The sequence below is a fragment of the Pseudomonas sp. D1HM genome, from assembly GCF_019266105.1.
Lineage (GTDB): Bacteria > Pseudomonadota > Gammaproteobacteria > Pseudomonadales > Pseudomonadaceae > Aquipseudomonas > Aquipseudomonas taetrolens.
Map to the genome: position 1 here is coordinate 32,766 of NZ_LRMN01000001.1, position 15,317 is coordinate 48,082.

The following is a 15,317-nucleotide window of genomic DNA, read 5'->3' on the forward strand; positions in this document are numbered from 1 at the left end:
ATCTGGCAATCTATCCCAGGTGGAAATCGCTGAAATTTTGAACTACCATAATAGATAAAGATGAGGATACAACGGCGATTAATCACGACATCGATCATTTATCCTTACTACTCTATTATCAGATACCTAGTAAAAATGGCCAGAGGCTAAGAAAAGCGCGTTACTAATCTCAACCCCAGCCAACTTGAACATCAGCGATTGGTAGTACCTCTTTTAGGACCTCCCAGCGCCACGATTCGGCCGGACTTGGATTGCTCTAATACCCTCATACGCTCCCAAAGTTTAAGATTTTGAGCCAGAGCCCGATCACGCTGATACGAGGTTTCAATAAGCTGCTGCTCAAGATTCTGTACCTTTTTTTTCAATGACTGCAGCGTACTCTCACTTGATGACGTTTTAGTTTTAGACGCACTCATGCGTAAAGCATCAATTCTCGCCAGTAGCGGAAGATGAGCGGCGCGTGAGCGCTTAAGATATCCTCTATCATACCCCGCCTCTTCGCTAACTATACTTGCCGTAAGCTTACTTAAAGACAACCCTACAAATCTGGATTTTACGGGTTGCGCCGCAATCAATCGATCCAACGCCTCAAAACAAAGTAATAAACCGCTTTGGGGTTCTTTACTCATACTAGTTCTACCCCAACCCGCTCAGTGGTCTTTAGACGCAAAAAGTCGGATAGTCTTTCAATTTCTTTCTCTACTATCTGCCGCTCGCCAGAAGCCTGTGGATACATCAACAATTCGGAACGACTATCCGATATCACGACTTCAATCCTTTCTAACTTTATCACCGCACTCTCGCACGTTAGGCAACTCAAAAAATCGCCGAGCAAAAAAGAATTGCAGCGACCAAACTTAGTGCATCCACCCAAGAGCGTCTCGCGAAAGCTTATGTCACCGTTCTTGACTCTGCGCTGAGTATCCGCTCGAAGTTCCTCTACACTAATTTCACCACTGAGAACTCTTCCACGCTGCTTTTCCACATAAGTTCCGACTCCGCCAAACTGAGGGGCATCAGAATGCAGAAGGTCTGCGATTAATTGATTAGCAACTGACATTGGTATAGCCATCTGATAATCATATGCAATGTGGTTTTTCGGCAAGACAAACTCTCCTCTACCTTGATCATAGTACCCGAACATCGTGCGCAACTTATTAAACCCGTTAGCGTAATATCGGGCCATTGCTAAAGACAAATGTTTAAACTGAGATCTGAGCGTTGGAAGAGAGACGAAGCCGCTACTACTGCCATAAAACGCTAGCGAGCGTCTATATTGATGTCCAGTCAGCGGCCATGGCTGACCAACTTGGTAAGCAGGTTCATTCCAAAAGTCACGAGACTGATCGGTTAATGAGAGCTCAGCTAAATCCTCAGCGGTAATAAGCATCGAAGAGAAGCCAGCAAGCTGGGTCTTTTCTGATACAAAGTTAGCAACTGCTACTTTTTTCGCCCCTCTTATAAATCCGATCACCGAAGGACTAAGAAACAGTGGGCATTCATCACCAACGTCTATTCCATATAAGGTCGCCAACCCTCTGCAAATGGCCTGTGCGCCTTCCACAGCCCTTGTGACTTCCTTGGGGGCAAGCCACCTTCCTTCCATTTTATATCCAGAATACTTGGTCGTCGTAGACAGTACGCTCACGCATTGCCCAAGATCGGTACTGATACGCTTCGGGTCTTGAAACGGAGTACGATACGATACCTCACTTATACAATTATATGACATGCGCATGACTTCCTGCTCCCGCATGCCGGTATACAACTGGATTACAGTTTTCATAACATACTGAAGTTTCAAAATGATTCTTTGAAATACCAACCGAGATTGACACTCAAATTCCCCCTTGAACAAATCGTGCAAACCATGCTCCTTGATAGCCATGTGCAAATCTGGACGATAGTGTCTTTTCCCACCTAAGCCCCTTGATTTCTGTGTACCTCTCCCAATGCCGTAATGTTCATCGGAGAATTTACAAATCAATGTATCGAGCTCTTTAATATTCGGATAAATCTGATCGAGCAAAGCGCCGGTAACGTTTATAATCTGAAGGTAAAATCTTGTGGGAATAACGGGGTGTTGTTTATTCTTCGGCCGGACGATTTTAAGAGCTTGAGGATTAACAACTTCATAACCCAGATGCCGCGCCCCGACACCTATCATTTGACTTAGAAATGCAGATGTAACTTTGTGATAGGACGGGTTCAATTCGCGCAAGAATGCAGCAAGATAAACTGGAATAGTAAACAACTCGCCCAGTGTGATAATCCCTACCATGGGTTTAGCGCGCTGAGCATAGCAAAACCGCAGCGCTCCCCGCAGCACATGCACCCAATACAAACCAAGAGTAGTAGCGCTCAAAGCCCCGGTCCGTCCACCTCCGCCGTAATAAATCAATGAGTACATTATATATTTCGCCTCATCTATTAAGCGCAATTCGTGTTCGCCTTCGCCCTTGAAAACCTTGGCAAAATTTACCTTGCATATATGAACCGCCGACAGCCTGTACGGATTAAAATCCCAAATATTATTTCCATACACGGCGGTGGCCAGGCCGTCACCATCTCGACATAAAACAAAACAATTACTTGGTGCCTTACCGCTTGCGCATGCAACATCAGGCTTGTTCTTCATATCCAAGCCTTTGGCTGCGTATAATATGCCCGAGGATGAAAACTTCTTATTCAAAAAACAACTCCTAGCCTTTCAAAGCGACTCAAGCGCGTTTCCCAAAAAGGGGTTAATACACCATAGACATGCACAGTAGTTCTTACTTTTTCAACAATCTTCGCAACCGAATCGCCGCGTTCCGCAAGAGCGTTAAGGATATAATCAATCCTTGCAGACAAATCCGAGTATAGTAATTCAGCATGCTCCATATCTGGCGCAGAACGACGTACAGCATTTACTACGTACTGCAAACTCATCAATTTATTTATGTCAGTCTCATCTGAGTGACACACATAGTGAACACAAAACAAGCATCCGTGCTGGGTTTGGCAGTCCGGTAGTATGGAAATACTCGACGCAAATTGAGGTGCTGGCGAAGCAGCGCCGAATTGTTCGCATTGGCCGCTGGCGATAGGTATCAGCTGATCCGCCTTCTCGGATTGTTCTTTAATTGATGCAGCAGCCGTTTGAACAGCCTCCCAGTATTTGGAAAGCTCTGACTTTTGATGCTCGAGGGTACCTCCAGAATACCGACCTAGGTTCATAGTCTCTGTATGATTCAGAGAATTCGCTACTGTAGATACGGAAAACCCCCCCATATGCTGGGTGACGCTCTTATGTCTTCGCATCTCCCTCACTGTAAGGATTGGAATACTAGGATCTATAAACCCCGCATGAAGGGTACGATAGAACGTCTGTAGCGCATCGCTAGTTGGAAAATCCCTCAAAGCGTCAAGCTCTTTGTAGGATGGATTACGCAGTTCAGAGACCGTAAAAAAAAGCTTATCGTAGCTCCGACCGTCTAGCAACCACTCCCGCAATTTGAGATAGTCCTGGAGAATAGACAGCCCATTTTTTCTACCAACATTATAATTTGTAACTTTCCCACCTGCCCTAAACTTCACCGCCGACAATTCTTTTTTTAACGGCGATTTATTAACTTGCAGGGCATCCGCGTATAAAAACTGAGAAAATTCCGTAGGGGTAGCCCCGGTAATTAAGAGCAGAAGGCACGCATACGCCTTGACTGCCAAGGATGCAATGCGAAGACGCTGCCGAGATCGTTCATCGCGGTTATTTCTGCTCAAGGTTTTTTGAGCATCCATTATGCCGTGCTTAAGGATCCTGTCTTTTACTTCAATGTTTTTCTCAAGCAATTTAGCCTTATATTCATCGAGCGTAGCGATACGCCGCTCCGCGGCATTATAAACGTCTATAGGAGGTCTATACGGGCTCGAAACGCCTACTACAGAGTGAAAAACAACCACTTCATAATCGCGAATATTTACCACGCATGGGAAAGGTCGTTTGTTCAACACGAACTCACTGCATTGTCGAGCCAGAGCGAGACATACATCTCTATAAAAGTGGATATGATCGTCACTAGGAGCAACAGGTTGTGTCACTCCCGAAATTTTTGTGACTCCCGATACGACATGTCGGTAGGTCTGGGGAAATGCTGCTTTAATAACGGAACAAGCACCTTCTTGGTAATGTGCAGCAGTACGCGGCTTAAGCCCACCAGTATGAAGCCTATGTATAAGGTGAGCCGTGTATCCAACATACGCTCTTTGCGCTTCCTCCTCGCTTTCGAACAGCCTCACAAAGCCTTCTCTATTCAGCCATCGAATGAATAGCCGTATGCGTACGAAGTTTTGGAGCACGCTTTCTTCACGAAGAGTAAACAAGCTCTGTATGATTGCAAGAATGAGTTCCCGGCGAGATTCAACAAAAGATGAAAGAACAACATACTCGCCACGATCCTCGTGCACATTCAAATCTGCCCGAGTATCAGCATACGCAAAACTTCCAAAATCTAAGCCTTTTTTCTTGACCGACCTTGTCAATCTAACTAGAAGCCTCTCAGGCTCAGAAAAATCTTCCAGAAACGCTGACGGTGGGATGTGAATTAAGTCTGCACGCTGCACGTAATCCTCATGCATTGGACAGGCCTCCGCCTGATATTTCGTACGCACCTTCAAACAACCTATACTCCCAAAACTCCTGTACGAGCACTTTCTCATGCGTCATTGTAAAGAGCTTTAAGTAGTTCTCCGTAGTCTCTCTTGCCTCATGATGCATTCTGGATTGTATGAAATCGATGATATCCCCCGACGGCAACAACTCTTTAGATACGAGAGCTTTCAGCCTTTGATATAAAATATAGGCGTATGTTGCTCTCAGCCAGTGGCAGGTAAAATCGCAAGGAAAGTTTTTAATATCAAGACGTCTTATTTTGCGTCGAATCGTATCTGCGACCTGCCCGGACTGAGGCGATTTCACTAGGGTATACCGGGGATCATCCTTAGCCATGTAATAGCTATTACCCTGATCAGATAAAAATACGTACATTTCATCGCCTGTCATTTGCACCTGTGGAAATTCTTTTGCCAACTTTGCTTGAAATTTTTTCTGTCGGGCAAGCATCAACGGGCTAGCAATTAACCTGCATAATTCTTCGGCGAGCGGCCTAGGAAAATAGAGGTCTTGCAGCTTGTTATTTTTCGTGTCGATTCCGGTTCCTGGCCCGGCAAAAAGTTTATAAGTATTATCTTTTTGCAGAAATTCAGGGCGAAATCTTTTCAGGTGCCGAAGCCGCAATGTCAAAACTGTTTGTTTTCTTGCCCCAGTAAGAAGAGAAACATGCACAATAAGCCGCTCTACAGCAGACCAAACTTCACCATCACTCAGAGATAGCATCAAGACCTGAAGTTCAGAATTATGCAGAGGCCGCAAATCCTCGCCATCCTCTCTTATGTATCCAATTTGCGGCATCGCCCTGCGTGGCACCTTTTTTGTCTGCCCTCTTTTCCTTACCTCGAATGACTTGGTACCTGTTGACGTCTCCACCATCATTTTGACGTACTTGACCGTATCAACCTTATTCATATCTAATGGATGCCAGTTCTCGCTGACATATTGATAAAAACCGTATACCGCCCCGGTATATTGATTGATTACAGAATTACTTCTCTTACCTTCCGTTATCAGCCTATGAAAGTAACGGGTAGTTGGGTGCATGGACATCCTAGTACCCGAGAAGTCGAGCCATTCTTGTTCATTGTCTTCGCAAAACCTCAAATAATCTAACAACTTACTTGCTAGCTTTCTTATCCCATCGGTGCGGCTAACCCTAACTGGGCTATCACGAATCACACTCAGCACGTATGAGTTTGCCTCATGCCAAGGGTCTCCGTTGGCATGAAACAAAAATGGAAGGTGGTATAGCTCTGAATTTCCCGGTTCGCAGATCGAGTTGAACTCATAAACGACAAGTGATTGGTCTGCGGTCAGAGGCTCCGCGCGGGCGCCAGCGGCTTCAAGCGTTGACACGTTTGAAAAGGGATCGGAAATACGCGCAATCGTGGTCAGGCGACTTCGATGAGAGGGGTTGCTGTATGGCATAGCTCACCTGTGGATGTTGGAAAATCCACCTTAGCGAGTACGCGTTTTCGATTCACCTCAACTCAGTGCAGTTACTTCCTCGTCCAGAGCTCAAGCAACCTGGGACAGTGAACGCGTCGTAGTCAACGCTGCTCGTTATGTGGAAGCAGAAGCCTGAATGCGTCAATCATTTCTTGTTAAGCGAATCGACCCAAGGGTCCAACTTATGGAATAGTTTGGGATAGCGGCCCTTGAGGTCCTTTTTCACTTCGGCGTAAGTGCTGCGCCAAAAGTTGGCCAGGTCCTGGGTGACTTGCACCGGGCGCCGTGCAGGTGACAACAGGTGCAGTTTGACGACTTGCCGGCCCCCGGCGATGCGCGGGGTGTCGGCCAGGCCGAACAGTTCTTGCAGGCGCACCGCCAATATCGGCGGGTGCTCACTGTAGTCCAGCCGCACCGAGGAGCCGGACGGCACTTTGATGTGATGGGGCGCCAGTTCGTCAAGTCGTTGGGGCAGTGGCCACTTCAGCAGGTTATGCACAATGCTCGACAGGTCGAGGCTGGCAAAATGGCTCAGCCGCGAGACACGTCCAAGGTACGGTGCCAACCAGTCTTCCAGAGTGCCCAACAACGCCTTATCGCTGACGTCCGGCCATTCGCTCTGGGCCTGTTTGTCGAGATCGAGCTGACGCAGCAACGCCACCCGCGCCTGCCACTGGCGCAACTCCGGCGTCCACGGCAGCAGTTCGAGACCTTTTCGTCGAACCAGATTAACCAACGCCTGGGTGCGCGCCGCTTCGTCCAGCCCGGTCAGAGGTTCACGGCTCAACACCAGTTCGCCGACCTTGCGCTGGCGCTCGGCACGCAAGACGCCTTCGCGCTCGTCCCAATCCAGTTGATCGACAATGCTCACCTGCTCGCTCAACACGCCCTCGAGCAACGCCGGATCGAATTCCGCGGCCAGGTAGATACGCTCTTCACGCTGTCCCTGACGACTGCCAAGATCAGCAATCACCAGCCACGGCTGTTTCATCAAGCTGTCGGCTTCGCTGAACAGGGCTGCCCGGCCATTGGCCAGACGGTACTCCGCACCGCCTGGCTTGCGTTGCTGGGCCACGCGATCGGGGTAAGCCAGGGCCAGCAAGGCGCCGAGCCAGCGCGGATGGTCAGGGTCGGGAACCGGCTCTGTCGCTTTGCCACGCAGGTTGATGCGGTATTGCCGGGCCAGTTGCCTGGCGCGCTGCACACCGCCCTGCCCGCCCCGTGCGCCGCGACTTTCGCCGCTGAGCAAGGCGAGACGGCTGTGCAGGTCGGCACCGCCGCCGCGCAGGATATCGCGCTCGCCCAACAGCGCTGCCACATCACAGGCCATCTCGGCCAGGCCCAGGCTTTGCCCCCGCAATAACAGGTGAGCAATGCGCGGATGGGCCGGGAGCTCTGCCATCGCTTCGCCATGAACGGTCAGTTTCCATGCCTGCCCGGGCTGAGGACGCAAGGCCCCCAAGCGCTCCAGCAACTGCTGAGCCTGTGCATAACTTGCCGGCGGCGGGACATCGAGCCAGATCAATTCGTGTGGTGTCACGCCCCAGCGGGCCAGTTGCAGCGCCAGCCCGGCCAAATCAGCCTGCAGGATTTCCGCACTGCCATACGCGGCCAGTTGCGCGTGCTGATCTTCGGACCACAGCCGATAACACACGCCAGGCTCCAGTCGACCGGCACGGCCAGCGCGCTGAGTGGCGCTGGCGCGCGAGATGCGCTGGGTATCCAGACGGGTCATGCCGCTGCCCGGGTCAAAACGGGGCACCCGCGCCAATCCGGCATCAATCACTACACGCACGCCGTCGATGGTCAGGCTGGTTTCGGCGATATTGGTCGCCAACACCACTTTGCGCTTCCCGCCGGGAGCGGGTTCGATCGCGGCACGCTGGGCCGCCAGATCCAGCTCGCCGTGCAACGGGCACAGCAGGATGTCACTGCGTGATTCCAGCGCGTCAGCCAGTTGCTGGTTGACCCTGCGAATCTCGGCCTGACCCGGCAAGAAAACCAGCAGGCTGCCGCTGTCGTCGTTGATCGCATCAAGCACCGCTTGCACCACCCGCGGCTCAATGAACTCGCCGGGCACAAACGGTCGCCCCCAACGCATCGCCACCGGGTACATCCGGCCCTCGCTGCGCAGCACCGGCGCATCACCAAGCAATCCGGCCAGCCGTTCGCCCTCAAGGGTTGCCGACATCAACAGGATTTTCAGTGGCTGCTCGTCACGAAACAGCTCGCGCCCATTGAGGCTCAAGGCCAGTGCCAGATCGGCATCCAGGCTTCGCTCATGGAATTCATCGAAAATCAGCAAGCCCACGCCGTCCAGTGCCGGGTCTTGCTGTAAACGTCGAGTCAGAATGCCTTCGGTCACCACCTCGATCCGGGTATCGGGCCCGACTTTGCTGTCGAGACGAATCCGATAGCCGACGGTTTCACCGACCTTTTCCCCCAGTTCGCTGGCCAGTCGTTCGGCCGCAGCCCGGGCAGCCAGACGCCTGGGCTCGAGCATCAGAATTTTCTGCCCCGCAAGCCAGGGTTCATCCAGCAGGGCCAATGGCACCCGGGTGGTTTTACCGGCGCCGGGCGGTGCTTCAAGCACGGCTTCATGGCGTTCGCGCAAGGCCTGGCGCAGCGCGGGTAAAACTTCATCGATCGGCAAAGAAATCATGGTGGCTCCAGAACAGTGCGGCGAGTATAACGGCGATCAGTTCGGTATTAAGCTAAATGCCTGGTACGACCCTTTAAGCAGCTTTGAGGTTTTTGTATGCGTATGCCTTCTCGTGTCATTGGCGGTGTCGTGGTTGCGGCCCTGCTCACCCAACTGACTGCCTGCGGCAGTATTTTCTTCCCGGATCGCCGGGGTCAGATCGACGGCAAAATTGATCCCATGATCGTTGTGCTGGATGCTGTGGGCCTGCTGTTTTATGTCATTCCCGGGCTGATCGCGTTCGGTGTTGATTTCGCCACCGGTGCGATCTACTTCCCGCCCGGCAAAACCGCGCAGATCGCCCCGGAAAAACTGCGTGAAGCCGTCGGCGCTGATGGCAAAGTGGACAACAGCAAACTGCAGGCCATTCTGGAAAGCGAATTGGGCCGCAGTTTCCCGTTGAACGACCCGCGCCTGATCCAGCACAAAGGCAGTGCCCAGCAATTGGCGATGTACGGTTTGAAACCCGCCGCCTGAACCAAGGAAGGTCCATGACCAGTAGCCCGGAACACGCCCGTCTGTTACGCCTGGCCACCCGTGCGTCGGTGGCGGTGGCGAGTCTGTTGATCGTGACCAAGGCCATCGCCTGGTGGCTCAGTGGTTCGGTCAGCATGCTCGCCGGACTCACCGACTCGCTGCTCGATGGCATGGCGTCGTTTCTCAACCTGCTGGCCGTGCATTACGCGTTACGCCCTGCCGATGAAGATCACCGTTACGGGCATGGCAAGGCCGAGTCGCTTGCCGGCATGGCGCAAGCGTTGTTTATTGCCGTGAGTGCGGTGTTGATCGCCGTTCAGGCAGTCGACCGCCTGAAAAATCCCGAGCCGATAGGCGCGCCGTGGATCGGGATCGGCGTGATCGTATTTTCGCTGCTGATGACGGCTGCCCTGCTGGTGCTGCAACACCGGGTGGTCAAGGCCACCGGGTCAAACGCGGTGCGGGCCGACTCGCTGCATTACCGTTCCGACCTGATGCTCAACGGCAGCATTCTGGTTGCACTGGTGCTGGCCAGCTTTGGCTGGCCGCAGCTGGATGCCTGGTTTGGCCTCGGGATCGCGGCTTACATCCTGTGGAGCGCGATCCAGATCGCCCGCGAGAGCTTTTCGGTGCTGATGGATCAAGAGCTGCCGCAGGAAGTCAGCCAAAACATGCTGACACTGGCTTGCAGTGTTCCTGGCGTGCTCGGCGCCCATGATCTGCGCACGCGGATCTCGGGCAACATCTGGTATGTGCAATTGCATCTGGAGTTACCGGGGGAACTGACGCTGTCCGTGGCGCACGCCCTGAGTGACCGTGCCGCCGAAGCGATTGAGAAGGCCTATCCACGGGCCGAAGTGCTGGTACACGCCGATCCACAGGAAGTGGTCAAACCACGTGTCACGGATCACTAGCTGACCCGTAGCGTTCACCAGGCTCATCATTGAGCCACCTGTTTTCGGGCAATAAAAAAGGGCGACCCGTCGGTCGCCCTTTGAATTTTTCTGTCCTGGCTCAACACTCGTGATGTTGGCTCACCTCGCTCCGTCTTCTGGACAGTGCGTAGCCCGGGGACCGGGGCAACCCTGTGGGGTTGGCGGTCGCGGCTGGCCTGATTCGGCGGGCCGCAGTGGACTGTGTGTCCGGGCAGTGATTCTGGTGTTAAGAATAGGCCTGAGCGCGCAGCAGGCGATTGCGAAGATTGCTCAATAAAACATCACTTGCGCAATTTTTAACTTCCAGTGGATACTTTCACGCAATAGTTATGACAAAGGGTGTCTTCATGAGCAAACTCGACCGGTATGACCTCAGTATTTTGGCGGAACTGCAGCGTGACGCCCGCATCTCCAACCAGGAGCTGGCCGAGCGCATTGGTTTGTCGCCTTCACCCTGCTCGCGACGGGTCAAACAGCTCGAAGATGACGGCTACATCACGCGCCAGGTGGCATTGCTCGATCGCAAACTGTTGGGGCTGAGCCTGACGGCTTACGTGTTGATCGGCATGGACCGGCATACACCCGAACGCTTCGAGAACTTTGAAGCGTCGATCCGCAGCCTGCCGCAAGTGCTGGAGTGCAGCCTGGTGACCGGCATGGATGCCGACTACCAATTGAAAGTGGTGGTGGCCGACATGGATCATTACCAGAAACTGCTGCTGGGCCACCTCACCAGAATCGAAGGCGTGACCAGCGTGCGTTCCAGCTTTGTGCTCAATCAGGTCTTGAACAGTACAGAGCTGCCGTTGACGCATTTGCGCGGCTGATCCGCGGGGCTGCGAGCAAAGGCGGCGGGTATTCGCCCCCGCGCCTTGGCGTATACTCCCCCGGCTTCTATCCCTGATGATGCTGGAGAACACCGATGGATCCTGCCGTATTTGAAGAATGGATGATGACGATTCTGGTCAGCGTCCTGATCATTTTCATGGCTTTTATCGTCTGGGATCTGGCGAAGAAGTCCAAGGCCGGGCGCTTTGGCTCATTCATTCTGTTTTTCGTGCTCGGACTGGGTGTTGCTGCCTTCATCATCAAAAGCGTGGTCATCGGCCTGATTGAATCCGGCACGCTATAGCCGGGCGGGCACTTCCTTGTAGTGTCCTTGCTCAAGCCCTTCGAGCGTCCAGTCGCCAATCCGTACCCGCACCAGGCGCAGGGTGGGCAAACCAACGGCGGCCGTCATGCGCCGAACCTGACGATTGCGCCCTTCACGGATGACCAGTTCGAGCCACGCCGTCGGTACGCTTTTGCGAAACCTTACCGGCGGGTTACGCGGCCATAGCTGCGGTTCTTCGAGCGCACGGGCTTCGGCGGGCAAGGTCTTGCCGTCATTGAGTTCAACCCCCTCACGCAACTGCTGCAGTTGTTCTGGCGTAGGCTCGCCTTCCACTTGCACCCAATAGGTCTTGGGCAATTTGTGCTTGGGGTCGGCAATGCGTGCCTGCAACTGGCCGTCATTGGTCAGCAGCAGCAAGCCTTCACTGTCCCGGTCCAGGCGCCCGGCCGGGTAAATACCCGGGATCGGGATAAAGTCCTTGAGCGTCGCCCGCCCCCCTTCGTCACTGAACTGGGTCAGTACATCGAACGGTTTGTTGAACAAAAACAGCTTGGGCTCGGACGGTGGAGCCTTGGCTACCCGGCGACCGGCTGCGTGGGGCTGGGGTTTTTTAGAGGCCGGATGACGCGGGGCGGGACGGACAGGACGGGACATGGCAAAGAGAACATCTAACGATCAGGGCAGACAATGCTAGTGCCCTGATCGCTAAATGACCATCCCGTCAACGGAATGGCGGTTCGTCGAAGCTGCGCAGTTTGCGCGAGTGCAGCGAGTTGAGCTGGCTGCGCATCAGGTCGACGGCGGCAATACCGATCTTCAAGTGCTGGCTGACGGCCCGCTCATAGAACGCATTGGCCGACCCCGGCAACTTGATTTCGCTGTGCAACGGTTTATCAGAGACACAGAGCAAGGTGCCGTAGGGCACGCGCAAACGATAGCCCTGGGCCGCAATCGTCCCGCTTTCCATGTCGACGGCCACGGCACGGGACAGGTTGATCAGCGGACGTTCCTGAGCCCAGCGCAGTTCCCAGTTACGGTCGTCGTAGGTCAGCACGGTGCCGGTTCGCAGGCGTTTTTTCAGTTCGTCGCCACGCTCGCCGGTGACTTGTGCCGCAGCCTCCTGCAGCGCCAGCTGCACTTCGGCCAGCGCCGGAATCGGGATATTCGGCGGTACGACCCGGTCGAGAATCCCGTCGCGACGCATGTAGGCGTGGGCCAATACGTAGTCGCCAATGGTTTGCGACTGACGCAGACCGCCGCAGTGGCCAATCATCAGCCAGCAATGGGGACGCAACACAGCCAGATGGTCGGTGATGTTTTTCGCGTTGGACGGGCCAACGCCGATATTCACCAGCGTGACGCCATGACCATCATTGGCCTGCAGGTGATACGCCGGCATTTGATAGCGGTGCCACACCACCCCGGCGGCAATGGCCTGAGCTTCGCCGTAGTCCATGCCTTTTTCGATCAGCACGTTGCCCGGCAATACCATGCGCACAAAGCGCGGGTTATCGCGCAGTTGCTCAAGGCCGTGGAGGATGAACTGGTCGACATACCGATGGTAGTTGGTCAGCAAGATCCACGGCTGCACGTGACGCCAGTCGCTGCCGGTGTAGTGCACCAGGCGACGCAGAGAGAAATCGACCCGCGCCGCGTCGAACAACGCCAGTGGCAGCGGGTCGGTGTTTGCCCAATCGTACAGGCCATCGGCAATGCCATCGGTGGCCGCCGACAGGTCGGTACTCGGGAAAACCCGTGCCAGCGCCGCTGCAGTGACGCCAGAGCCGGCGAGTTCATCGCCTTGCTCGACCACGTACGGGTAAGGAATGTTTTGCTGACTGACGCCGACTTCGACCTCGACGGTGAAGTCGCGCATCAAGGGCACCAACTGCTCCAGCAGATAGTTACGGAACGCCGCAGGGTGGGTCACGGTTACGCTGTAAGTACCCGGCAGCTGGACCTTGGCATATGCCCGGGTAATGGTCGGGATTTCGCCATTAATGCTGTTGGTCAGGCGCAGTTCCGGATAGCGGAACAGGGCACGCTCTTCAACGGTGGGTTCGATTCGGTCCTTGAGGTAACGCTTGAGTGCCTGGCTCAATGCAAGGGTTGCACGCTCGTGCAAGGCTGCGAGCCGGTCGACGGCCTCTTCAGCGGATGAAACAACGATAAAAGCTTCGGTCACGGTAAGCATCCTGTCTTCTGAACTGGCAGGCCTTTATCTTGCCTGCATCGCTGAGCAATGCACAGAGTGTTGTAGCCTCTGGCGCAGACGGTACGCGTTGAGGATTTCAGGACAGTGACGGCGCCTCGACCACCGGTCGAGGCTTGACTCATGCGAGATCGGGCGTCGAGCGCGCGATGATGGCGGCGATGTTCAGACCTCGGGGCAAGGTGCCATAAACCCGGCCGCTGCCCTGTAGCCGGCTGGCGATAAAAGCATCGCTGACATCGCTGTTACCTGCTTCCAGCAGCAATCTGGCCTGCAAGCCCAGGGCAATGTCCTCCGTCAATTGCCGGGCACGCAGTTGAATGTCGTCCGTGTCATTGAGGGCCGCTTTCAAGGAGGTGATGTGCCGCGCCAAACGCACATCGCCATGCCCGTCACCCAGCTCGGCAAACAAGGCATCGAGCACCCCGGGCTCCTTGGACAGGGCACGCAATACATCAAGGCACTGCACATTGCCCGAGCCTTCCCAGGTGGAATTCACCGGCGCCTCACGATAAAGACGCGGCAAGATACTGTCTTCGACATAACCCGCGCCCCCCATGCACTCGGCGGCTTCGTTGATCATCGCCGGGGCCCGTTTGCAGATCCAGTACTTGCCCACCGCCGTGACAAGGCGTGAAAACCTCGCCTCATGGGGGTCATCCAGATGATCCAGCGCTCGCCCCATGCGCAGGCTCAACGCCAGGGCGGCCTCGCTTTCCAGGGCCAGATCCGCGAGGACGTTTTGCATCAGTGGCTGCTCGGCCAGCACGCGCCCTCCGACCCGACGGTGCGCGCAGTGGTGGCTGGCCTGGGTCAGCGCCTGACGCATCAACGCGCTGGAACCCACCATGCAATCGAAGCGGGTCATGGCGACCATTTCAATGATCGTGGGTACGCCACGCCCTTCTTCGCCAATCATCCAGGCCAGCGCCCCGCGGAACTCGACCTCGCTGGACGCATTCGAGCTGTTGCCCAGTTTGTTCTTCAGACGCTGGATATAGAATTCGTTGCGGGTCCCGTCCGGTCGATGACGCGGCAATAAAAAGCAGCTCAGGCCCTTGTCGGTTTGCGCCAGGGTCAGGAACCCGTCGCACATCGGGGCCGAGCAAAACCATTTGTGCCCCAGCAACTCATAGGGCTGGCCCGGACCGCTGGCGCCTACCGGATACGCATGAGTCGTGTTGGCCCGCACATCAGTGCCACCCTGCTTTTCAGTCATGGCCATGCCCAGGGTGACACCGGCTTTTTGGCTGATGTCGACATTGCGCGGGTCATATTCGGTAGAAAGAATTTTCGGCAGCCATTGCTCGGCGATATCCGGTTGCAGGCGCAAGGCCGGTACGCTGGCAAACGTCATGGTCAACGGGCAGCCACTGCCGGCCTCAGCCTGACTGTGCAGGTAGGTCATGGAGGCCCGCGCGACATGCGCACCCGGCCGGGGATCCGTCCAGGGCAAGGACGGCAGGCCGTGCTCTATCGCAGTCCGCATCAGCTCATGGTAGGCCGGATGAAAGTCCACCTGATCGATCCGGTGGCCATAACGGTCATGGCTGACAAACTGCGGTTTGTTTTCGTTGGCCAGAAACCCCGCCGCCATCAGCGGGCCGCCTGCGAGTGCCCCGTACCGGTCAATCCGCGACTGCGCCCAACCCGCACCAAAACGCCGCCCCCACTCCTGCAGCGGCACGTCGATGCGGTAAAGGTTTACGCCGTCCAGAGACGGCGGTTGATTGGTGACGGCGTGGGTTTCAGCGTATTGATGCAGGTTCATTGCACAG

General features: G+C 54.8%; 12 protein-coding genes. 4 read left to right on the forward strand and 8 right to left on the reverse strand.

Features of this window, described 5'->3' with window-relative positions; translation table 11 throughout:
- Nucleotides 1-191: 191 nt before the first annotated feature.
- The 5 genes from AWM69_RS00125 to hrpB form a co-directional block, all read right to left on the reverse strand.
- Nucleotides 192-629, reverse strand: coding sequence for a hypothetical protein (locus tag AWM69_RS00125; protein ID WP_010655486.1), 438 nt, complete (start codon nt 627-629; stop codon nt 192-194).
- The gene (locus tag AWM69_RS00130; protein WP_010655485.1) at nt 626-2,692 is read right to left on the reverse strand and encodes a hypothetical protein; all 2,067 of its coding nucleotides are present in this window, start codon (nt 2,690-2,692) and stop codon (nt 626-628) included. The genes AWM69_RS00125 and AWM69_RS00130 overlap by 4 nt, the downstream gene beginning before the upstream one ends.
- On the reverse strand, nt 2,689-4,617 hold the full coding sequence (locus AWM69_RS00135) for a hypothetical protein (RefSeq protein ID WP_010655484.1): 1,929 nt from the start codon (nt 4,615-4,617) through the stop codon (nt 2,689-2,691). The genes AWM69_RS00130 and AWM69_RS00135 overlap by 4 nt, the downstream gene beginning before the upstream one ends.
- On the reverse strand, nt 4,610-6,079 hold the full coding sequence (locus AWM69_RS00140; RefSeq protein ID WP_019824165.1) for a site-specific integrase: 1,470 nt from the start codon (nt 6,077-6,079) through the stop codon (nt 4,610-4,612). Before AWM69_RS00140 ends, AWM69_RS00135 begins: the two co-directional genes overlap by 8 nt.
- A 166-nt stretch (nt 6,080-6,245) precedes the next feature.
- Nucleotides 6,246-8,762 carry an ATP-dependent helicase HrpB gene (gene hrpB, locus AWM69_RS00145; protein WP_218725517.1) on the reverse strand — a complete coding sequence of 839 codons (2,517 nt, stop codon included), beginning with the start codon at nt 8,760-8,762 and terminating at the stop codon, nt 6,246-6,248.
- 96 nt (nt 8,763-8,858) lie between these two features.
- On the opposite strand from hrpB, the gene AWM69_RS00150 reads away from it, so the two are divergent.
- The 4 genes from AWM69_RS00150 to AWM69_RS00165 all read left to right on the forward strand — a co-directional run bounded on the left by AWM69_RS00150 (nt 8,859) and on the right by AWM69_RS00165 (nt 11,345).
- Nucleotides 8,859-9,278: a polyribonucleotide nucleotidyltransferase gene (locus AWM69_RS00150; protein ID WP_131652104.1), complete on the forward strand. Its 420-nt coding sequence runs from the start codon at nt 8,859-8,861 to the stop codon at nt 9,276-9,278.
- Between the two features lie 14 nt (nt 9,279-9,292).
- Nucleotides 9,293-10,192: a cation diffusion facilitator family transporter gene (locus AWM69_RS00155; RefSeq protein ID WP_218725518.1), complete on the forward strand. Its 900-nt coding sequence runs from the start codon at nt 9,293-9,295 to the stop codon at nt 10,190-10,192.
- Between the two features lie 368 nt (nt 10,193-10,560).
- Nucleotides 10,561-11,040: an Lrp/AsnC family transcriptional regulator gene (locus AWM69_RS00160; RefSeq protein ID WP_048378332.1), complete on the forward strand. Its 480-nt coding sequence runs from the start codon at nt 10,561-10,563 to the stop codon at nt 11,038-11,040.
- 95 nt (nt 11,041-11,135) lie between these two features.
- Nucleotides 11,136-11,345: a DUF2788 domain-containing protein gene (locus tag AWM69_RS00165; RefSeq protein WP_048378333.1), complete on the forward strand. Its 210-nt coding sequence runs from the start codon at nt 11,136-11,138 to the stop codon at nt 11,343-11,345.
- Here the strand turns inward: AWM69_RS00165 and AWM69_RS00170 are convergent.
- The 3 genes from AWM69_RS00170 to AWM69_RS00180 form a co-directional block, all read right to left on the reverse strand.
- On the reverse strand, nt 11,340-11,981 hold the full coding sequence (locus tag AWM69_RS00170) for a pseudouridine synthase (RefSeq protein WP_131652102.1): 642 nt from the start codon (nt 11,979-11,981) through the stop codon (nt 11,340-11,342). The genes AWM69_RS00165 and AWM69_RS00170 overlap by 6 nt on opposite strands.
- A 67-nt stretch (nt 11,982-12,048) precedes the next feature.
- On the reverse strand, nt 12,049-13,521 hold the full coding sequence (gene amn / locus AWM69_RS00175; RefSeq protein ID WP_162199340.1) for an AMP nucleosidase: 1,473 nt from the start codon (nt 13,519-13,521) through the stop codon (nt 12,049-12,051).
- Nucleotides 13,522-13,660: 139 nt separating this feature from the next.
- Complete coding sequence (locus AWM69_RS00180; protein ID WP_218725519.1) at nt 13,661-15,310, reverse strand: acyl-CoA dehydrogenase family protein; 1,650 nt, start codon at nt 15,308-15,310, stop codon at nt 13,661-13,663.
- Between the last annotated feature and the right edge of the window lie 7 nt (nt 15,311-15,317).

What these genes read in the sequence shown, in the direction of transcription:
- AWM69_RS00125 (WP_010655486.1), bottom strand. Translation starts at nt 629, where the DNA reads ATGAGTAAAGAACCCCAAAGCGGTTTATTACTTTGTTTTGAGGCGTTG.
- AWM69_RS00135 (WP_010655484.1), bottom strand. Translation starts at nt 4,617, where the DNA reads ATGCATGAGGATTACGTGCAGCGTGCAGACTTAATTCACATCCCACCG.
- AWM69_RS00140 (WP_019824165.1), bottom strand. Translation starts at nt 6,079, where the DNA reads ATGCCATACAGCAACCCCTCTCATCGAAGTCGCCTGACCACGATTGCG.
- hrpB (WP_218725517.1), bottom strand. Translation starts at nt 8,762, where the DNA reads ATGATTTCTTTGCCGATCGATGAAGTTTTACCCGCGCTGCGCCAGGCC.
- AWM69_RS00150 (WP_131652104.1), top strand. Translation starts at nt 8,859, where the DNA reads ATGCGTATGCCTTCTCGTGTCATTGGCGGTGTCGTGGTTGCGGCCCTG.
- AWM69_RS00155 (WP_218725518.1), top strand. Translation starts at nt 9,293, where the DNA reads ATGACCAGTAGCCCGGAACACGCCCGTCTGTTACGCCTGGCCACCCGT.
- AWM69_RS00160 (WP_048378332.1), top strand. Translation starts at nt 10,561, where the DNA reads ATGAGCAAACTCGACCGGTATGACCTCAGTATTTTGGCGGAACTGCAG.
- AWM69_RS00165 (WP_048378333.1), top strand. Translation starts at nt 11,136, where the DNA reads ATGGATCCTGCCGTATTTGAAGAATGGATGATGACGATTCTGGTCAGC.
- AWM69_RS00170 (WP_131652102.1), bottom strand. Translation starts at nt 11,981, where the DNA reads ATGTCCCGTCCTGTCCGTCCCGCCCCGCGTCATCCGGCCTCTAAAAAA.
- amn (WP_162199340.1), bottom strand. Translation starts at nt 13,521, where the DNA reads ATGCTTACCGTGACCGAAGCTTTTATCGTTGTTTCATCCGCTGAAGAG.
- AWM69_RS00180 (WP_218725519.1), bottom strand. Translation starts at nt 15,310, where the DNA reads ATGAACCTGCATCAATACGCTGAAACCCACGCCGTCACCAATCAACCG.